This window comes from Nisaea sp. (assembly GCF_034670185.1).
Taxonomy (GTDB): Bacteria; Pseudomonadota; Alphaproteobacteria; order Thalassobaculales; family Thalassobaculaceae; genus Nisaea.
Genome location: NZ_JAXMNY010000001.1, coordinates 1,022,040 through 1,041,985, shown reverse-complemented (window position 1 = coordinate 1,041,985; position 19,946 = coordinate 1,022,040). Strand labels below are relative to the sequence as shown.

The 19,946-nt window shown below is 59.2% G+C and carries 17 protein-coding genes and 1 tRNA gene; 5 read left to right on the top strand and 13 right to left on the bottom strand.

Going from position 1 to position 19,946, the window contains the following annotated elements; translation table 11 throughout:
- The first annotated feature begins 46 nt into the window (after positions 1 to 46).
- The gene (locus tag VOI22_RS04935; RefSeq protein WP_323795448.1) at positions 47 to 1,132 is read left to right on the top strand and encodes a mandelate racemase/muconate lactonizing enzyme family protein; all 1,086 of its coding nucleotides are present in this window, start codon (positions 47 to 49) and stop codon (positions 1,130 to 1,132) included.
- Between the two features lie 22 nt (positions 1,133 to 1,154).
- Here VOI22_RS04935 and VOI22_RS04930 read toward each other — a convergent pair whose 3' ends face one another.
- Positions 1,155 to 2,777 (bottom strand): acyl-CoA synthetase, encoded by a 1,623-nt coding sequence (locus VOI22_RS04930; protein ID WP_323795447.1) that lies wholly within the window; start codon positions 2,775 to 2,777, stop codon positions 1,155 to 1,157.
- 134 nt (positions 2,778 to 2,911) lie between these two features.
- Between VOI22_RS04930 and VOI22_RS04925 the strand changes: the two genes are divergently transcribed.
- Positions 2,912 to 3,565 (top strand): DsbA family oxidoreductase, encoded by a 654-nt coding sequence (locus VOI22_RS04925; protein ID WP_036553168.1) that lies wholly within the window; start codon positions 2,912 to 2,914, stop codon positions 3,563 to 3,565.
- Here VOI22_RS04925 and VOI22_RS04920 read toward each other — a convergent pair.
- Positions 3,562 to 4,338, bottom strand: a complete 777-nt coding sequence (locus tag VOI22_RS04920; RefSeq protein WP_323795446.1) for a DUF4197 domain-containing protein — start codon at positions 4,336 to 4,338, stop codon at positions 3,562 to 3,564. The genes VOI22_RS04925 and VOI22_RS04920 overlap by 4 nt on opposite strands.
- Before the next feature lie 113 nt (positions 4,339 to 4,451).
- Here VOI22_RS04920 and VOI22_RS04915 point away from each other — a divergent pair, with 113 nt between their 5' ends.
- Positions 4,452 to 4,766: a DUF1272 domain-containing protein gene (locus tag VOI22_RS04915; protein WP_323795445.1), complete on the top strand. Its 315-nt coding sequence runs from the start codon at positions 4,452 to 4,454 to the stop codon at positions 4,764 to 4,766.
- Positions 4,767 to 4,777: 11 nt separating this feature from the next.
- Here VOI22_RS04915 and VOI22_RS04910 read toward each other — a convergent pair whose 3' ends face one another.
- From VOI22_RS04910 to VOI22_RS04900, 3 genes are all read right to left on the bottom strand, one after another.
- The gene (locus tag VOI22_RS04910) at positions 4,778 to 5,959 is read right to left on the bottom strand and encodes an oxidoreductase (protein ID WP_323795444.1); all 1,182 of its coding nucleotides are present in this window, start codon (positions 5,957 to 5,959) and stop codon (positions 4,778 to 4,780) included.
- Between the two features lie 82 nt (positions 5,960 to 6,041).
- Positions 6,042 to 9,536 (bottom strand): transcription-repair coupling factor, encoded by a 3,495-nt coding sequence (mfd, locus tag VOI22_RS04905; protein WP_323795443.1) that lies wholly within the window; start codon positions 9,534 to 9,536, stop codon positions 6,042 to 6,044.
- Between the two features lie 4 nt (positions 9,537 to 9,540).
- A complete protein-coding gene (locus tag VOI22_RS04900; RefSeq protein WP_036553171.1) occupies positions 9,541 to 9,801 on the bottom strand; it encodes a succinate dehydrogenase assembly factor 2 in 261 nt (86 codons plus the stop codon).
- 122 nt (positions 9,802 to 9,923) lie between these two features.
- Between VOI22_RS04900 and recG the strand changes: the two genes are divergently transcribed.
- Positions 9,924 to 12,005 carry an ATP-dependent DNA helicase RecG gene (gene recG, locus VOI22_RS04895; protein ID WP_323795442.1) on the top strand — a complete coding sequence of 694 codons (2,082 nt, stop codon included), beginning with the start codon at positions 9,924 to 9,926 and terminating at the stop codon, positions 12,003 to 12,005.
- Here the strand turns inward: recG and VOI22_RS04890 are convergent.
- The 3 genes from VOI22_RS04890 to VOI22_RS04880 form a co-directional block, all read right to left on the bottom strand.
- Complete coding sequence (locus tag VOI22_RS04890; protein ID WP_323795441.1) at positions 12,002 to 12,397, bottom strand: RidA family protein; 396 nt, start codon at positions 12,395 to 12,397, stop codon at positions 12,002 to 12,004. The genes recG and VOI22_RS04890 overlap by 4 nt on opposite strands.
- 35 nt (positions 12,398 to 12,432) lie before the next feature.
- Positions 12,433 to 13,131, bottom strand: a complete 699-nt coding sequence (locus VOI22_RS04885) for a DUF502 domain-containing protein (protein WP_323795440.1) — start codon at positions 13,129 to 13,131, stop codon at positions 12,433 to 12,435.
- 69 nt (positions 13,132 to 13,200) lie between these two features.
- Positions 13,201 to 14,076: an alpha/beta hydrolase gene (locus tag VOI22_RS04880; RefSeq protein ID WP_323795439.1), complete on the bottom strand. Its 876-nt coding sequence runs from the start codon at positions 14,074 to 14,076 to the stop codon at positions 13,201 to 13,203.
- A 59-nt stretch (positions 14,077 to 14,135) separates the two neighbouring features.
- Here VOI22_RS04880 and VOI22_RS04875 point away from each other — a divergent pair, with 59 nt between their 5' ends.
- Complete coding sequence (locus tag VOI22_RS04875; protein WP_323795438.1) at positions 14,136 to 15,329, top strand: aminotransferase class V-fold PLP-dependent enzyme; 1,194 nt, start codon at positions 14,136 to 14,138, stop codon at positions 15,327 to 15,329.
- On the opposite strand, the gene VOI22_RS04870 is transcribed toward VOI22_RS04875, so the two are convergent.
- The 5 genes from VOI22_RS04870 to gyrA form a co-directional block, all read right to left on the bottom strand.
- A complete protein-coding gene (locus tag VOI22_RS04870; protein WP_028465116.1) occupies positions 15,326 to 15,565 on the bottom strand; it encodes a hypothetical protein in 240 nt (79 codons plus the stop codon). The two genes, VOI22_RS04875 and VOI22_RS04870, sit on opposite strands and share 4 nt — an antisense overlap.
- A gap of 97 nt (positions 15,566 to 15,662) precedes the next feature.
- Positions 15,663 to 16,004, bottom strand: coding sequence for a hypothetical protein (locus tag VOI22_RS04865; protein WP_028465117.1), 342 nt, complete (start codon positions 16,002 to 16,004; stop codon positions 15,663 to 15,665).
- A 449-nt stretch (positions 16,005 to 16,453) separates the two neighbouring features.
- Positions 16,454 to 16,529 (bottom strand) — tRNA-Lys (locus VOI22_RS04860).
- Positions 16,530 to 16,602: 73 nt separating this feature from the next.
- Positions 16,603 to 17,109 carry a pantetheine-phosphate adenylyltransferase gene (gene coaD / locus VOI22_RS04855; RefSeq protein WP_323795437.1) on the bottom strand — a complete coding sequence of 169 codons (507 nt, stop codon included), beginning with the start codon at positions 17,107 to 17,109 and terminating at the stop codon, positions 16,603 to 16,605.
- Between the two features lie 16 nt (positions 17,110 to 17,125).
- Complete coding sequence (gyrA, locus tag VOI22_RS04850; RefSeq protein WP_323795436.1) at positions 17,126 to 19,876, bottom strand: DNA gyrase subunit A; 2,751 nt, start codon at positions 19,874 to 19,876, stop codon at positions 17,126 to 17,128.
- Between the last annotated feature and the right edge of the window lie 70 nt (positions 19,877 to 19,946).

The window sequence follows — 19,946 nt, the reverse complement described above, 5'->3', positions numbered from 1 at the left end:
CTTCACTCGGGAACGGTACGAAAGCGCCGTCAGGGAGGAAGCAAAAATGAAAATCAAGTCAGTCGACGTCATTCCCCTGCAAATTCCATTCGAGGATGGGAGCGCCGGAACCGGCCTGATGCCGACCAAATGGACCACACTCGAGATCGTGCTTGTCCGGATAGAAACGGAAGACGGCATTGTCGGATGGGGCGACGGTTTCGCTTATTCCTGCCGCCGGGCAACGATGGCGGCCATCGAGGATATGGTCGCCCCCCTGCTCATTGGCCGGGAGATAGACGATGTCGCCGCACTGAACTTGGAATTGCAGCAACGCCTGCATCTGCATGGCCGCTATGGCATCACCATGTTCGCAATATCCGCAGTCGATATCGCGCTTTGGGATATCGCGGCGAAGCATGAAAGGGCGTCTCTTGCCAGACTGCTGGCAGTGCGGCCGAGAACCGCGTTGCCCGCCTATGCCAGCCTCATGCGGTATACGGACCCGGACCTTGTTCGGTCCTTCGCGGCCAAGGTTGTCGGCGAAGGCTACAAGACCGTCAAACTGCACGAGATTTCGCTCGACGCCATCAAGGCAGGTCGCCAGGGCGCCGGGCTAGAGACCAAGCTTGCAACCGACGTGAACTGCAACTGGTCGATTGAGCAGGCACACGAAATCATGCCGCATATGCGGCGTCTGGACCTTTACTGGGTTGAGGAACCGGTGTTTCCGCCGGATGACGCGGAAACTCTGGGAATGTTGCAGGCGGAATACGGTGTGGCCATCGCCAGTGGCGAGAATGCCTGCACCTCGGTAGAGTTCGCCCGTACCGCGCCACATATCAAGTACCTGCAGCCGAGTGTTACCAAAGTAGGCGGTGTCAGCGAGTTCCTGAGGGTCTGCGACGTTGCCGAGGAATACGGCGCGTCGGTGATGCCGCATGCGCCCTATTTCGGTCCGGGTTACTGGGCCACGATCCAGCTCATGGCCGCGCGCGAGATCTGCGAGCAGTTCGAGCATCTATATATCGAGCCCGAGGCCTATCTCGATCCGTCGATCCCACTTCCGTCCAACGGTACTGTGCAGGTTCCGGACAGACCGGGCATCGGCTTCGAGCCTGATCCGGAAATGATTGAGCGGTTCAGGATCTAGGAGCGAGCCAAACGGGCGACCATTAGAGGTCTTTCGCCCGTTCCCGCAAAACGAATTTCTGGATCTTGCCGGTAGACGTCTTGGGCAGGTCACCAAAGATGATCGTCCGCGGCATCTTGTAGGATGCCATATGCTCACGGCACCAGGCCGTTATCTCTTCCGCGCCGATCTCCCCGGCGCCCGGTGCAGCCGTGACAAAAGCGCAAGGTGTCTCGCCCCATTTATCGTCAGGCTTGGCGACCACGGCGGCTTCCATGATTTTAGGATGCTTGTAGAGCACCTCCTCGACCTCGAGAGAGGAGATGTTCTCGCCGCCGGAAATGATGATGTCCTTTGAGCGGTCCTTGACCTCGGCATAGCCATCGGGGTGCAACACCGCAAGATCGCCGGTCCGGAACCAGCCGTCGCCCAGCGCCTCCGCCGTGGCTTTCGGGTTTTTCAGATAACCCTTCATCACGGTGTTGCCGCGCAGGCAGAGCTCGCCAATGGTTTCGCTATCCGCCGGCACGGCTTCGCCGGTATCCGGATTACTTACCCGCATGCCTTCCAGGGTCGGATAGTAAACGCCCTGCCGGGCCATGCGCTGAGCTTTCGCGTCCAGGTCGAGTTCATCCCATTCGGGAGGCCAGGCACAGATCGTCGATGGGCCGTAGGTTTCGGTCAGGCCATAGAGATGGGTAACCGAAAAGCCCATCGTCTCCATGGCGGAGATGACCGCACTCGGTGGTGCGGCGCCGCCGGTGGCGATGTTTACGCGCTGGGAGAACGCTTTCTTCTGTTCCGCCGGGGCATGAATCAGCATGGTCAGCACAATCGGTGCCGCGCACATATGACTGACGCCTTGCTCTGCGATCTGCTCGAAGATCAGCGCCGGATCGACCTTTCTCAGGCAGACATGCGTGCCGCCGACCGCGGTTACCCCCCAGGTGTAGGTCCAGCCGTTGCAGTGGAACATCGGCAGCGTCCAGAGATAGCGGCTCCCTGAGGTTAGACCGAAGGCAATGGCATTGCCCATGGCGTTCAGATAGGCGCCGCGATGGTGGTAGACCACGCCTTTCGGGTTGCCGGTTGTCCCGGATGTGTAATTGAGCGACATGGATTGCCACTCATCCGTGGGCCGCGGCCAGTCCGGCGCAGGCTCGGCCTCGGAGAGCAGTTCTTCGTATTCCTTCTCGCCGAGCGGCTTGCCGCCTTCTGCCAGCGGATCGTCGATCCAGATTACCGGCGGCGGGTTGTCGATTTGCGCCAGCGCCTGTTCCATCACCGGCGCGAACTCCTTGTCCACCAGCACCAGCTTTGACTCGGCATGGCCAAGGATAAAGGAGATGGTCGCGGCATCGAGACGGGTGTTGATGGCATTCAGCACCGCGCCCGCCATGGGAATACCATAGTGCGATTCGAGCATCGCCGGTGTGTTGGGAGCAAGAACGGAAACCGCATCGCCATGTCCGATGCCGCGCTTCCGCAATGCATCGGCTAATCGGCGGCAACGGTTCAGGAAATCGCCATAGCTGCGGCGCAGGTCGCCATGGATAATGGCCGTTTTTTCGGGAAATGTTGCACCCGCGCGCTCCAGAAAATCGGATGGCGTCAACGCCGCATAGTTCGCCCGATTTCTCTCAAGTCCCGTTTCAAAGATCGACATGACCGCCCGCAAATGTTTCCCTGTCCCCGTTAAGAGACATGGTTTCTTCGTTTCGATAAACCGTCAAGCACGGGGAAATGGTGTTGCTCGCCGACACCACGAGACCGAGACAGAACGGGCCTTGGAGCCGGACTATGACCCAGATCGATATTTTCTCCGACGTAATTTGCCCATGGTGTTTCATCGGCAAACGACGTCTTGAACGGGCATTGAAGGCTCGGCCGTTGCCGAACCTGACCATTCAGTGGCGGGCGTTCCAGTTGAATCCGGAAATGCCGGCCGAAGGCATGGACCGGCAGGCTTATCTCGAGAACAAATTCGGCGGCCCGGATCGGGCAACGCAGATCTATGACAACATCAAGCGCATGGGCGACGGAGAGGGAATTGATTTCCGCTTTGACCTGATCCAGCGCACGCCAAATACGGTCCTTGCGCATCGCACGATCAATCTTGCGACTGTCATGGGCACGTCGGACGCATTGATGGAGAGAATGTTCGTCGCCTATTTCACCAAAGGCGTCGATATCGGTGAGATAGATAACCTGGTGGAACTGGCCGAACAGTCAGGCATGAAGCCGGACGATACCCGCGAATGGCTCGAAAGCACCGGCGGCACCAGTGAAGTGATGGCCGAAACCCGGTTTGCCTACGAAAATGGCATCAACGGTGTGCCCTGCTTCATCTTCAACCGGCAATATGCGGTTTCCGGCGCACAAGAGCCGGAAGCCTTCTTCCCGTTGTTTGATATGGACAGCTCGGACAATACCGTGGTGGCCAATCAGGCCTAACCGCCGAAGACCTTCTTAAGCAGATCCGTCGAGCGGGCCACGGGGTCTGTTCTGATCGCCTTTTCCTCTATCGCGAGGTAATGAAAGAGCCCCTCCAGGGCCTTGCCAACCACGTGCGTCGACAATTCAGCCTTTGCATCCGGAACGAACGGTATCTTCGCATACTGCCCGACGAAGGCGTCGTAGCTCCGCACCACACCGACTTCCGACATCGAGCGTTCGACAACGGGGGTAAAACGCGCGGTCAGTGTCTCGCTGGTCCGTTGCTGGAACCAGCGTGTGGCGGAATCGTCCGGCCCCTCATAGATGGCTTTCACATCCTCAAGGCTCATCGATGAAATAGCGTCGGAGAAAATCTCTCCAGCCTCCGGCGCGGCGGCCTCAGCTGCCCGGTTCATCCGCAGTTCCAGATCGTCCGCAAGGGCGCCGAAACCGGCCTTATCCAGGAATTTTCCCGCGGTCTGCAGGCTTTCCGGGAGCGGAATATGGATGGCGCTGTCGCCGAAATAACCGTTCGCTGCGCTTAACTGGGAGACGATCTTCTCTGTACCGACGCTGAGCGCCTCCTTCAGCCCGGCAAAGATGGTCTCGTTATCCAGGCCTATCGATCCTGATCCGGCCTGGCCACTACCGCCCAAGGAGTTCAAAAGCCCCTTTGCCGTCCCGAATAAATCGGTTTGGGCCTTGACCGTGCTCGCGGCGATCAAGGCTGTTACGAGAACAGAGGCACCAAGGAGGTTGCGGCGGGAATACAGGCGCTTAATCGCTGGCATATCGTCTCTTTGTGGTTAGAGAGCCGGTGTCGTGTCGGCTCAACCTTATGATATCGTCTGGTTCAGGCGATTGTAATCGTCGGGTACTACAAAACCATTAAGCGGATTCGAAGATGCTCCAACTCCGGCCAAATTGTGAGCTTTGCGATCGAGATCTGCCGCCGCAATCCGGGGATGCGCGGATCTGCTCCTATGAATGTACCTACTGCGTCGAATGTGTTGAAACCACGCTTTTCAATGTCTGCCCGACCTGTGGCGGCGGTTTCGTGCCGCGCCCTATACGGCCTTTGAAGGCGTGGAGACCGGAGAGGATGCTTGGTCTTGAGAATCATCCCGCATCCGATAAGCGGATTCACTCCACATACACTCGCGCTGAAATCGACGCCCACGTTGCCCGGATCAGGGATATAGCCCCGGAAGATCGCTGAGTAAGACCGGGCTAGAGCACTGCTCGGAAACGTTTCCGCCAGAGTACGGCATTGGCTTCCTTGCGGCGCTCGACTTGCGCCAGAGCACCTTCAATTGAGCGCTCCTCCTCTATTGCGCCGAGGCTCCCCCATTGGTGCAGCCGTTCTGTATACCATGCCGTGACGCCACCAGGCGGCGTCACGGCAAATCTTGGAAATACAGGCTCTTCCCCAGACTTACTCAACCATTTTCCAGGTAGCGCCGGATCGATTGCAAGGGCTCTGGCCAGTCCTACAATGTCAACGGCACCGGACGACACCGCCTCTTCCGCTTCCATCCGTTTCTTGAAACCACCCGCCGTCATCAGCGGCTTCCCCGTGCGCGCGCGGGCCAACCGGGCGAAGTCGAGGAAGTACGGCCCGGCCTTGGTGCCGTCACTTGCAGCAGCCGCTCCGGGGAAATAGGCACCGCCGCTGATATCGATCAGGTCAATATCGGTCTCGTCCAGCATCGAAACGAGATCGAGCGCCTCCGCCTCCTCGATACCGCCGGCGAGCTGATCGGTTGCATTAATCTTGACGGCCACTGGGAAGCCAGGACCGGCGGCAGCGCGAACCGCGGCAATAATCTCAATTAATAACAAGGCCCGCCGCCTGGCAGAGCCACCCCAACGGTCGGTTCTGCGATTGAAAAGCGGGGACAAGAACTGGTTGAGCAAGAACCCATGTGCCGCATGAATTTCGACCCCGGTAAAACCGACGGACCGGGCGTTCAGCGCCGCTTGTGCATAGGCGGCAGGAAGCGCCTCGACCTCATCAGACGTCATTTCGACGGCATGAATGCCGGACACGTCGATCGCCGACGGCGCTTTCGCGGGACCGGAAACCGGCACCGCCAGAGCGCCGGCGTGACCGAGTTGTGCCCAGAAATGAGCCCCGTTTGCGGTCGCCGCGTCGGACAGGCCGCGAAACTGTTCTGTTTCACCCAGGGGTTCAAGAACAAGGTTCCCGTAATTCTCCGGCGCCCACGGTCCTATCTGGACTTCGCCGACCAGAGACATCGCAGCACCGCCATCGGCCCAAAGTGCATACAGCCTCTGCTGGGAATCTGTCGGAGAGCCTTGACCGTCGCCGAGATCGTCGGACATGGCAGCCTTGGCGATACGGTTCTTCAGGACCGCGCCGCAGGGAAGATGCAGCGGTTCATCCAGCATCAGGCCTCCCTCCGTTTCCATTAGGCTAAAGGTTAACGCAGCATCCAATCAGGCGTTAGTGCTCTCTTGGAAGGGCTTACCGTCACGCTCCTTGCGAGGCGATCGAGACTAGTTCCTGCATCAGCCCCGTCAGGCCGCGTACCCGCACATCCTTCTGCTCCCAGGCCCGGCGATAGACCAATTTGTGGTCCGGCCGAAGCTGGACGCTACCGGCCTGCTTCGCGATGAAGCCGACCAGCCCGCGCGGATTGGAGAAGTCGTTGTTTCGGAACGCAATAACAGCGCCTTTCGGCCCCGCATCCACCCGCTCGATCCCGGCCAGCTTGCAGAGCTGCTTGATGGCAATGATCTTCAGCAGGTTCTCGACCTCCGGCGGCAGGGTACCAAATCGGTCCGCCAATTCGGCGGCGAAGCTGTCGATCTCCGCCTCGTTCACCAGATTAGCGATACGACGGTAGAGGCTGAGCCGGACGGTGAGGTCCTGCACATAGTTTTCAGGGATGAGGACGGGGGTGCCGAGCGATATCTGCGGCGTCCACTGCTCCTCCGGCTCCATGCTTTCGAAGCCTCCTTCCCGCGCCGCCTGCACAGCTTCCTGCAGCAAGTGCTGGTAAAGCTCGATGCCGACTTCCTTCACCTGGCCCGACTGTTCCTCGCCCAGCAGGTTACCGGCGCCACGGATATCCATGTCGTGGCTGGCAAGACTGAAGCCGGCTCCGAGACTGTCGAGGGTCTGCATCACTTCGAGCCGACGCTTGGCGTCCGCCGTCAGGATCTTGGTCGGGTGCGTGGTCAGATAGGCATAGGCCCGGGTCTTGGAACGTCCAACACGGCCACGCAGCTGATAGAGCTGGGCCAGACCAAACATGTCCGAACGATGAATGATGATGGTGTTCGCGTTCGGAATATCGAGACCGGATTCAACGATGTTGGTGCTGAGCAGGATATCGTAGGCCCCGTCGCAGAACTTGGTCATGACATCTTCAAGCTCGGTCGGGCTCATCCGGCCATGAGCCGTGGCAATGCGGACTTCCGGCACAAGCTGGGTCAGCCGATCATGCATGCGCGGCAGATCGTCGAGGCGCGGACAGACATAGAAGGTCTGACCGCCGCGATAATGCTCACGCATGATGGCTTCACGGATAACCAGCCCGTCATAGGGCATGACAAAGGTGCGGACCGCCAAGCGGTCGACCGGCGGCGTTGTGATCAGGCTCATCTGCCGGACCCCGCTCAGCGCCATCTGCAGCGTCCGCGGTATCGGCGTTGCGGTCAGGGTCAGCACATGGATCGCCGAGCGCAGTTCTTTAAGGCGCTCCTTCTGGGCGACACCGAAATGCTGCTCCTCGTCGACGATCACCATGCCGAGGTTGGAAAATCGGATGCTTTTCGCCAGCACCGCGTGGGTGCCGATCACGATGCTGCAATCGCCGTTTGCCAGCTCTTCCTTGACCGCAGTTTGTTCCTTGGCCGTGATCATACGGGAGAGTTGTCGGACCTTGACCGGCAGGCCCTTGAAGCGTTCCTTGAATTGGCTGAAATGTTGACGTGCCAGCAGAGTCGTCGGCACCACGACCGCGACCTGATAGCCCTGCATTGCGACCACCAAAGCAGCGCGCAGCGCCACCTCTGTCTTGCCGAATCCGACATCGCCGCAGACCAGCCGGTCCATCGGCCGGCCCTTGTTCAGATCGTCCAGCGTTTCCTCAATAGCGCGGAGTTGGTCGTCTGTCTCGGTATAGGAGAACTTGGCGCAGAACTCGTCATAGACACCAGTCGGTGTTGCAATAGGCTCGGCCTCACGAACCTCACGCTCGGCGGCGAGCCTGATCAGCTGCTCCGCCATGTCGCGCAGGCGCTTCTTGACCCTTGCCTTGCGGGCCTGCCAGGCGGCGCCGCCAAGTTTATCCAGTTGCGCGCCGGATTCCTGAGAGCCGTAGCGGGAGAGCACCTCAATGCTCTCGACCGGAACGAACAGCTTGTCCCCGCCCAGATAGAGCAACCGTAGGCAATCGTGTGGCGCGCCGCCGATCTCCAGCGTTTCCAACCCATCATACTGGCCGATCCCGTGCTCCACATGGACCACGTAGTCGCCCTCATGCAACGCCGAGACTTCCTGAAGAAATTCTTCACCCCGGCGTCCACGGCGGATCGATGGCCGGGCCAGCCGCTCTCCGAGAATGTCCTGCTCGGCAATGCAAAGCAGATCGTCACTGGCAAAGCCCTGCTCCAGAGAGAGCACAACGGCACCGGCGGTTCCTTTTGGAAGCTTTTGAGCCTCTTTCCAGGTACTGACCGGCTCCAGTCGTTCCAGCCCGTGCTCGTGTAGCAGGGAGACAAGCCGGTCCCGCGAGCCTGAGGTATATCCGGCAACCAGCACCCGGCGGTCTTCCGGCTCGCCCAGGATACGATCACGCACCGCGGCATAGAGATCCGTGTCCGGCCGGGCCCGCGCCTCGGCAAAGCCGACACCGCCATGCCCGCCGCAATCAAGGACCGTGGCCCCGTCGGCACCGCTTTCCGGCAGGTCAAACGGCGTAAAACGGGCGCTCGGCAGACCTTGTTCCAGACTCTGCCAGTCGCGTTCATTGAGATAGAGGCTGTCCGGGGGCAACGGCCGATAGACGCTGCCGCCGTCCGGCGTGCCCCGGTCGTAGAGGCTTTTGCGAGCCTCGTAATATTCCTGGATGAGATCGAAGCGCGCGCTCATAGCCGCGTCTGCCTGATGATCGAAAGTCACTGGCGCCGCGCCCGTGTAATCGATCAGGGTCTCCAGATCCTCATGGAACAGCGGCAGCCAGTGTTCCATGCCGACATGGCGGCGGCCTTCGCTGATCGCCTCATAGAGCGGGTCCTTGGAAATCTCCCCGCCAAAATGGGTGCGATAGCCCGAGCGGAAGCGTTTGATCCCCTCTTCATCGAGCCGGAATTCGCCGACCGGGAAAATCTCGAAAGCATCAAGCTTGCCGGTCGTCCGTTGGCTGACCGGGTCGAAAGAGCGAATGGTTTCCAGCTCGTCGCCGAAGAAATCGAGCCGAAGAGGCTCTTCCGCGCCGGGCGGGAAGACGTCGATAATCCCGCCGCGCACCGCATATTCCCCGGCCTCCCGGACCGTCGCCGCGCGGGTGTAACCATTTGCCTCAAAAAAGCGGGCGATATCCTCAACCGGCTTGTCGTCTCCCGGCTTCAGGGCGAGGCCGACATCGGTGAAAAAGCTGCGTGGCGGAACACGCTGCAACAGCGCGTTCACCGTTGTCAGCATCACGGCGCCATTGGAAAGCCCCGTTGAGGCAAGCCGCGCAAGTGTCTCTACCCGCTGGCTTATCAGGTCGCCATGCGGGGAGACGCGATCATAGGGCAAGCAATCCCAGGCAGGCAGGCTCAGTACCGTCTGTTCCGGCTCAAAAAAACCGAGCGCCTGGCGCAAAACGGCCAGGCGCGAGTCGTCCCGCGCGACATGCAGGACACCACCATGCGCTGCGGCAATCTCAAGCAAGACACGGGCGTCGTGGCCTTCTGGCACGGATGAAAAGGCGGCAGGCCCCGCATTCGAAAGGGTCGTTTTGTTGTAAATCAAAAGACTATTCAACGAGTTTGAAGTTGCGGATCATGTCGAGGATGGGCGTTTCATATTCCTCCGGCGCTTCTTCCTGGCCGGTAATCCACTTGTAGAGCCGCGGATCGGGAATTTCGAGAAGGGTTTCATACGTATCGAGCCCTTCTTCATCAAGGTCCGCAATATGGGTGCGGGCAAAGGCGCCGAGCAAAAGGTCGGTTTCCTTGGTGCCGGTATAGGCGCTTCGGTAGATCAGCTTTTTTCGCCTATCATCGAGACCGGTCATTCGGCGCACTCCTTGTTTGTCAACGCGTTGCGCTAGGATATAAATCGAAGTCTTGGCATGTCAGCCCTCGGGATAACGGCCGGTGGCTCCGAGCCGCGCCCTTAATAGCATCGGCGAGTAATTTGCGACCGGAAATTCTCTATTCCCTTTTTGCCGATACGACCCGCCTTCCCGGCGTCGGTCCGCGTATCGGGAAATTGCTGGAGACGTTGGCCGGGAAATCGGTCGTGGATCTGCTTTGGCATCTGCCGAGCGGCATTATCGATCGCCGTTTCAATCCGCGTATCGCCGAGGCGCCGGACGATGTGATTGCCACCCTGCACGTTACCGTGGTCGAGCACCGGCCCGGGCGCAGCCGAAAGCAACCCTATCGGGTGATCACGGAGGATGAGAGCGGTCAGCTCGATATCGTCTTCTTCAATGCAAAGCCCGACTATGTGACGCAGATGCTACCAGTTGGCACCCGTCGCGTGGTCAGCGGCAAGGTCGAGCATTTCAACGGCCGTCTGCAGATGACCCATCCGGATCACATGGTTCCGGAAGAGGATGCCGACACAATCATGCAGGTTGAGCCGACCTATCCACTGACCGGGGGGCTCACCCAGAAGACATTGCGAAAGGCAATCGCGGCAGGGCTTTCTGGCGTGCCTGAATTGCCGGAATGGGGCAACAAGCCGTATCTCGCGGTCCAGCAGTTCCCGGCCTGGCGGGAAGCGTTACTGGCAGCGCACGCACCCGGCTCACTGGAAGATATCGATCCGCAAGCTCAGCCGCGACGCCGTCTCGCATATGACGAATTGCTGGCGAACCAACTCGCTCTGGCATTGGTCAGGGCGCATCAGAAGCGGCAGAAAGGGCGTTCCGTCGAAGGAAATGGATCGCTGCGCCGCCAGGCCCAGGAAGCCCTTCCATTCAAGCTTACAGGTGCGCAGGCGACAGCGCTGACGGATATCTACAGGGATATGGCGTCACCGGAACGCATGCTGCGGATGATCCAGGGCGATGTCGGCAGCGGGAAGACGGTTGTCGCGCTGCTGGCCATGCTGAATGCGGTCGAATGTGGCAGGCAGGCAGCCCTGATGGCACCGACGGAAATCCTCGCGCGGCAGCATTTTGCCTCGATGCAGCCGCTCGCGGAGGCGGCGGGAATACGGATCGCCGTGCTGACTGGCCGGGACAAGGGCAAAGCCCGGGAGCAGCTCCTCGCCGAGATTGCCGAAGGCACGGTCCATCTAGCTGTCGGTACCCACGCGCTTTTTCAGGAAAGTGTGGCGTTCAAGGATCTGGCCCTGGCGGTGATTGATGAGCAGCACCGCTTTGGGGTGCATCAGCGGATGAGCCTCGGTGAAAAGGGGCATGCCGTCGACACGCTGGTAATGACGGCGACGCCGATCCCGCGAACACTGACCATGACCGCCTATGGCGACCTCGATGTCTCACGGCTTACCGAAAAACCACCAGGACGCCAGCCCATCGATACAAGAACCATTCCGCTCAATCGGCTTGCTGACGTTGCCGAGGCCGTTGGACGCAAGGCTGCCTCCGGAGCAAAAGCCTATTGGGTCTGCCCGCTGGTCGAGGAATCCGAGAAAATCGATGTTGCGGCAGCTGAGGAGCGATTCCAGCACCTGGATCGGCTCTATCCCGGACGCGTCGGTCTCGTCCACGGCAAGATGAAAGCGGCTGACAAGGACGCCGTGATGGACCGTTTCAAGAACGGTCCGCTGGACATTCTGGTCGCGACAACGGTGATCGAGGTTGGTGTCGACGTACCGGATGCAACGGTTATCGTGATCGAACATGCCGAACGGTTCGGACTGGCCCAGCTACACCAGTTACGCGGCCGGGTCGGCAGGGGCAGCGCGGCGTCGACCTGCCTGTTACTGTTCGGCTCTCCAATTTCCGAAACCGGAAGGGCCCGGCTCGCGGTGATGCGCGAGACAGAGGATGGCTTCCGGATAGCAGAGGAAGATCTGAAGCTACGCGGCGCGGGAGAAATACTCGGCACCAAACAGAGCGGTCTGCCGACATTCCGTCTGGCCGATCTGGCCGCGCATAACGATCTGCTGACCGTTGCGCGCGACGATGCCCGACTGGTGCTGACCAACGATCCCGATCTCAAGGGCGAGCGCGGAGAGGCCCTGCGCGTGCTGCTCTACCTGTTCGAACGGGATGCGGCGATCCGCTACCTACGAGGCGGCTAGTTTTTCGGCGTGCATATCGCTTCGGCCTCGATCTCAACAAGCCAGTCTGGGTCGACGAAACCGGGGACTTCCATAACGGTAGTCGCCGGGCGGATGTCCGAGAAGACCTCCCCGTGTGCCCGTGCAGCTTCTTCCCAGGTTTTTGCGTCTGTCACCAGGATGCGGGTCCGGATTACATCCTCAATCGAGCCGCCAGCGTCTTCGATCGCTTTACGGACGATTTCAAGGCAGCGCACGGTCTGCCTGTAAACATCCCCAACGCCATCGGTCTTTCCATCGGTTCCGATCGGTGCCGTTCCGGCGACCGAGATGAAATCGCCGACCCGGACAGCGCGGCTGAAACCGATAATAGGCTCGAGATGAGACCCCGAGGAAACGAGCTTACGTTGCATTTTAATCCATAAATTCCGAGCTTTGAAGGAAAGACTTAGTCTGCCTTCTCGACATGGATAACGGGTTTTTCCCGTTCGGACGATGGCCGGCGATCAGGCGGTGTGACGATACCGGCCGAAATCACCATTTTGATGCCTTCTTCGACAGTCATTGTAAGACGATAGACGTCCCGGTTCGGCAGAAACAAAAGGAACCCGGATGTCGGATTTGGTGTCGTCGGCAGGAAGACATTGACCATCGTATCGTCGGTGATGTTCTGAACCTCGCCGACCGTGCCGCCGGTTATAAAGCCGACCGCCCAAATACCGCGCCGCGGATATTCGATCAGAACCACTTCCCGGAAAGCGCTCGACTGCTGCGCCATTACCGTTTCCATGATTTGCTTGATGGCACTGTAGACATTACGGACCACAGGCATACGAGCCAGCAGATGTTCGCTGAAACGAATCATCCAGCGCCCGAGAATGCCTGCCGTCAGCCAGCCGATCAGAGTCAGGGAAACCAGCATCACGATCAGGCCGATGCCGGGAACGGAGAACGGCAGGAAATTCTCCGGATTATATTGCTTCGGGATCAGAGGCATCACCTGGTTATCGATAAAATGGACGATAACCCAGGTCAGGTAGAGCGTGATGCCGATGGGCGCCGTCACCAGGATCCCGGCGAACATGTAGGTGCGCATCCGGCCGAAAATCGTTGGCCGGACAACGCCCGAATTCTTCTCTTTGGTCATTTGGAATGCCGCCTGATGCTCAATGCCCCAGCCAGAACATATAGGGACAGAATGCTGCGACGCAAACGGTCACTCACTGCCAAGGAAATCTTTGAGTTCTTCCACGAGTCGGCCGGGCACTTCTTCGGGGATATAGTGCCCTGAAGGGACCGCGCTCCCGGTCACAGCTCCGATCGTATAGCGCTGCCAGACAGCCAATGGCTCGTAGAACCGACCGATGATCCCTTTCTCGCCCCAGAGGGCGTGGATCGGAATGTCGAGTAATTGCTCCCTGTCGGCGCGATCATGCTCCAGATCGATGGTAGCAGCGGCGCGGTAATCCTCGCAGGTGGCATGGATGGTCTCTTTCATGGCGAAGCAGCGTTTGTATTCAGCCATGGCTTCCGGCGTTATCGCTGTTCCGTCAGCCAGAAATTTCAGCTTCTTCTCAAGATAGAATTCCGGATCGTGCCCGATCATGCGCTCAGGGTAATCGGCAGGCTGGATCAGGAAGAACCAGTGATAGTAAGCCGCCGCGAAGGCCATGTCGGTCGTCTCGTACATATCCAGAGTCGGACAGATATCGAGTGTGCAGAGTTGGGTCACGCGCTCCCGATGATCGCGGGCCAGACGATGGCCGACACGCGCACCCCGGTCGTGCCCGACCACAGCGAATTTATCGATCCCCAGCGCGGACATGACTTCAGCCTGATCCCGCGCCATCTCCCGTTTGGAATATGGAGTATGCGCCGGGTCGGTCGCCGGTTTACCGCTGTCTCCATAGCCGCGCAGGTCCGTTGCCACGACGGTGAATTTCTCAGCCAGAACCGGCGCGACCTTGTGCCAGATCACATGAGTCTGGGGATATCCATGCAGCAGGAGCAGGCCGGGGCCGCTACCGCCGACCACCAGATTGATCTCCGATCCGGAGGTCGCGATGTGTTTCCGCTCAAATCCCTCAAACATTCTGTTCCGCTCCCGTTTCCGACCGTGGCACTCTCGGTCTTTATTTCCTGGAGATGACCATGCAGGTCCCGACGTCCCGCGGCAATAATGACATTCCGGCTTTCGGTGCCCCGGTACGGGCTGCCTTCGCGCTGGAACGCGACTACGCGCATTTGAACCATGGCTCTTACGGGGCAACCCCCGTGTGCGTGCTCGCCTCCCAACGGGTCTGGCAGGATCATCTGGAGCGCGAACCGAGCCGGTTCATGGATCGGGAGTTCCGGCCCGGCCTGCGGGCGGCGGCTGCTGCCCTCGCCCCGCGCATCGGTGCTGATGCGGACGGCATTGCCATGGTCGAGAATGCAACCGGGGCCGTGAATGCCGTGCTACGCGGGCTTGATCTCGCTGCAGGTGCCGAAATTCTGGTGACGGACCAGACCTATCCAGCCGTGCGGAATACCGCTGACTACGTCGCGTCCCGCTGCGGCGCCAAGGTGCGGGCGCTCTCCTTGCCATTTCCCGTTTCAGATCCGGATGAAATCCTCACAAGGTTCAAAGCCGCGCTTGTCCCGGCCCCTGCCCTTGTCATTCTCGATCATGTGACCTCCCCAACCGCGCTTGTCCTGCCCGTGGCGGAGATGGCAAAGGCCGCGAGGGATGCAGGAGCGCTTGTCCTGATCGACGGCGCACATGCGCCCGGCATGCTCGCGCTCGATATCTCGACGCTCGACTGCGACTGGTACACCGGAAACTGCCATAAATGGATGTTTGCCGCGAAAGGCTGTGCCTTTCTCTGGACCGCGCCAGAGCACAGGGCGAGCACTCACCCCCTGGTGATCTCCCACGGCTATTCAGACGGGTACATAGACGAATTCGACTGGGTCGGGACCCGCGATGCCTCGGCACAACTCTCCCTGCCGTCAGCTTTGGCATTCATGGATGCATATGGGATTGGGAATATCCGCCGACACAACACAGAGCTCGCGAATGAGGCGGCTGACCTGCTGACTTCAGCATGGAACACGGAACGCGGCGCGGGAAAGGCACTGACCGGATCATTGGCGACAATACGGCTTCCGGATGGTCTGGGGGACAATCAGCAGGATGCGAATGCATTGCGGGCGCATCTGGTCGATCATGACAGAATCCAGGTGCCGATACGCGCCGTGGCCGGCAGACTCTGGTGCCGAATCTCAGCGCAGATCTACAATGATGTCACGGAGTATGAGAAATTGGCCCAAGCGATAAAGCGAAAATCAGAGGGCAAAACCTAGTTCAGCTTGCTGCGGAACTTCTTCTCGAGATAGGCGAGGATTTCGCTCTTGCGGGCGCCGTTATCCTCGCGAGCCAGCTTGAAGAGCCGGGATGCTTCATTATCTCGCGGCGGTTCGGGCTGTGGCTGTTGCCCCATCTGCAATAGAGCGGCCTGTCTGGCCTGTTCCAGGACCCGGGGATCGATCTTCTTGCGGATCTCCCGCATCATCAGAAGCAGCTTCTTACGTTCATCCATGATGGATCTCCCTGTTGGCAAGGACGCCCCGACTGATTTGCCGGTGTTAGCCCAAACCGAACCGTAAGAAACATACCAGAAACAGGTTGTCTGTTCTTTAGTGATCGTATGGTTTGATCGTAAATGCCGCTGCCAGGGCATTGCCTGCAATCTTGGTGACGACCGCTTCCGCAGAACCTTTCATCTTGTGATTGCCTTTAGAGACATCGATATCGAAGCGGAAGCGCTGGCTTTTGACCAGGATATCCTTGTCGTAAGGTTCAATGATGAACCCCTTCAAATTGTAGTCCTTCACGACGAACGTAAAACTGTCGATCTTCACGATTCCACAGGCCTCAAGCTTGCCCTTGGCCTTGACGCTTTTGATGCCTTGCGCCTTGGTCGGCCTGACCGGCTTCTTGTTCTTGGCCTTGACGCTGAGGAAGTCAAAAAACCCCAAACTCTCGTCCTTCTCGTTCAGAACGCCGCGACGGCGCTTTCCGGTGCAGTGACAGTACTAATATACGCTATCTGATGCTGCGACAAAGCTAAGCAAGTTAGATTTTGATCAAATTTGTGGCTTTGCAAGTACAATTAACGGGGATTCCCTGGGGGAAAGGCCGAAAATTCAAGTCAAATTGCTCGCGGTTTGGTTAACGGAAATAGAGCGCATTTTATTTAATAATCTAACCATTCTTATTTTATGCGAATCAAGCGCCAGCACTTCGCCTGGTCTGGCGGTGTAATCCCGCTTTGACCTTCTCCCGATGTCTCCCGGCGCACTAGAGCTATCCAAAGGCGTTTGAAAAAAAACATCTTATTACTCATTCTATCGAATGAGATTGATGCGGTGCCTGAAACGCAACGTGCAGAAACGACGCGGCGGGGCATTTTATAAGTTCGGAGGAATGGTGAGCGCGACAGGATTCGAACCTGTGACCGTCTGATTAAAAGTCAGATGCTCTACCAGCTGAGCTACGCGCCCCCCGAAAGGAAGCCGGAACCTATGCAAACAGCGGGCTCCGGTCAACCTCTTCCGGTAATTATTTTTGTTCCGGTTATTGGAACTTGTCCTGAACCCGCGCAACCACGCGCTCAGGGACAAATTGGTCGATGGCACCGCCCATATTCGCGATCTCCTTGACCAGACGCGAGGATATGAACTGGTTGCGGTCGGATGCCATCAGGAACACCGTTTCGACGGCCGCATTCAGGCGGGCATTCATGCCCACCATCTGGAATTCGTACTCGAAATCCGAGACGGCACGCAGCCCGCGAATGATTGTCGCAGCGCCATTCTCCTCGACGAAATGCATCAGCAGGTTGCCGAAAGATACGACGACAATCTCTCCATGAACTCCATCCCCTTTATGGGCTGTGTTCAGCTTGTTGATTTCGTCCTGTACCATCTCAACCCGCTCGTCGAGGCTGAACAGCGGGCCTTTACCCGCATTGCGGGCGACAGCAACGATCAATTTGTCGACCAGTTTGCTGCCGCGCCGAATGATGTCCAGGTGCCCGTTCGTAATCGGGTCGAACGTTCCCGGATAAACCCCAACCCTCATGTTCCCAAGTCCCCCGTTAGCTCTCGGCGGTATCTCCGTTTCCGCCTTCGTCTGTGTTTTCTTCTTCGCCTTCCACGTCGTCTCCGTTTTCATCGCCGGCCAGGCCCACGGATACGACTTTCTCGCCTTCATCGACGCGGAAGATCCAAACACCCTGGGTTCTCCGCCCAGTGATGCTGATTTCACCGACCGCACAGCGAATCACCTGTCCGCCGTCGGTCACAAGCATAATTTGATCGTTATCGGCCACCGGGAACGCGGCAACGACACCGCCGCTGCGCTTGGTGAGCTCCATATTGGCAATGCCCTGCCCGCCCCGGTTGGTGATCCGGTATTCATGGGCCGAGGTCCGCTTGCCGAGACCGCTTTCCGTAAGCGTGAGGATGAATTCCTCTTCCGCACCAAGTTGTGCGAATCGCTCCGGCGTCAGGGAACCGGTCGCTGGCGAATCGGTCTCCTCGTCGCCCTCGCCCGTCGCCCGCCGCAATTGGCCGGCAAGTTTCAGATAAACATCGCGCTCGAGTTCGTCTGAACCCGGAATATCCTGATAATCGACATGGTGCAGGATCGACATGGAGACGACCTCGTCACCAGCCCCCAGCCGGATACCGCGAACGCCGAGCGAATCGCGGCCACGGAACAACCGAACATCGGTTGCCCGGAAGCGAATCGCCTTGCCGTCCCGCGTGGTGAGGAAGACATCGTCCGCTTCCATGCACGGCTGCACGTTGATCAGACGATCGTTCTCATCCAGTCGCATGGCGATCTTGCCGTTGCGCTTGATATTGGTGAAATCGGACAGAGAATTCCGGCGCACAGTACCGGCAGAGGTCGCGAACATGATGTGCATGTCCGCCCATTCCTCCTCTTCCGCAGGCATTGGCATGATGGTCTGGATCCATTCTCCCTGCTCCAGCGGAAGCAGGTTCACCAGCGCCTTGCCGCGAGACTGCGGCGTGCCGATCGGCAGGCGGTAGGTCTTCATCTGGTAGACCATGCCGCGCGAGGTGAAGAAGAGAATCGGCGTGTGGGTGTTGGCGACGAACAGGCGGCTGACAAAATCCTCGTCCCGCGTGGCCATGCCCGAGCGGCCCTTGCCGCCGCGCTTCTGTGCCCGGTAGGTCGAAAGCGGCACACGCTTGATGTAGCCGTTATGGCTGACGGTAACGACCATGTCCTCGCGTTGGATCAGGTCTTCCATGTCGTGCTCGAACTCGGCATCGACAAGTTCGGTCCGGCGCGGCGTGGCGTAGGCTTCCTTGGCCGCAACCAGTTCGGCACGCAGCACTTCCATCATCCGCGGGCGCGATTGCAGGATTTCCAGATACTCAGCGATCTTGGACGCGAGCTCCTTGGTCTCCTCGATCAGTTTGTCACGCTCCATCCCGGTCAGGCGCTGCAGGCGCAATTCCAGAATGGCCCGGACCTGGGCGTCGGAGAGACGGTATTTTCCGTCCACGACCCTGTGTCCCGGATCGTCGATGATGCCGATGAATTCCTCGACATCTTCCGCCGGCCAATCCCGGCCCATCAGCTTTTCGCGGGCGTCCGCCGCATCGCGGGAGCCACGGATGACTCGAATCACCTCGTCGATATTGTTCACGGCAACCAGCAGGCCGGCCAAAACGTGCGCACGGTCCCGCGCCTTGCGCAGCAGGAAGCGGGTCCGCCGGGTGATGACGACCTCGCGGAAGGCGATGAAGGCGACGATCACGTCGCGCAGGTTCATCTGTTCCGGCTTGCCGCCATTCAGCGCCAGCATGTTGACGCCGAAGCTGGTCTGCAGCGGGGTGAAGCGGTAAAGCTGGCTCAGCACCACGTCCGGCACCGCGTCGCGCTTGAGTTCGACAACGACGCGCACGCCGTCACGGTCACTCTCGTCCCGCAACTCGGCAATGCCTTCGATGGTTTTCTCACGCACAAGTTCTGCGATGCGCTCCATCAGGCGGGATTTGTTCACCTGATAGGGAATTTCGCTGACGACGATGGCGTGGCGATCCTTGCGGATTTCCTGAATATCCGCCTTGGACCGCATCATCACCGAGCCACGCCCGGTGTGGTAAGCGTCACGGATGCCGTTCTTGCCGAGAATCATAGCGCCGGTCGGGAAATCCGGCCCTGGCACGATTTCAATCAACTCATCGATGGTGATACCCGGATTGTCCACATAGGCGCAGCATGCATCGATCACCTCGCCCAGATTGTGCGGCGGGATGTTCGTGGCCATGCCGACGGCGATACCGCCGGCGCCGTTCACCAGAAGGTTCGGATATTCGGCAGGCAGGACACTGGGTTCGGTCGTCGTCTCGTCGTAGTTGGCAACGTAGTCGACCGTATCCTTGTCAATGTCCCGGAGCAGGCCTTCGGCGGATTTCGCGAGGCGTGCTTCTGTATATCGCATGGCCGCGGCCGGATCACCGTCCATCGAGCCGAAGTTACCCTGGCCGTCGACCAGCGGCAGGCGCATGGAGAATTCCTGCGCCATTCGGACCATCGCGTCGTAGATCGCGCTGTCGCCGTGCGGGTGATACTGCCCCATGACGGCACCGACGATGTTCGCCGATTTACGGTAGGGCTTGGACCAGTCGTATCCGCCCTCCTTCATGGCATAGAGAATCCGGCGGTGAACCGGCTTCAGGCCGTCACGTACGTCAGGGAGCGCCCGGGACACGATCACGCTCATTGCGTAATCGAGATAGGAGCGCTTCATTTCGTCTTCGATTGAGACAGGCGAAATGTCGAATGAAGAGGATTCGGATGAGGTCAATTCAAGCGATTTCCGGTTGGTTGCGTCCCTGTCAACGGCGGTGGCAGCCTATATTTGTCGGCCCTCCGCC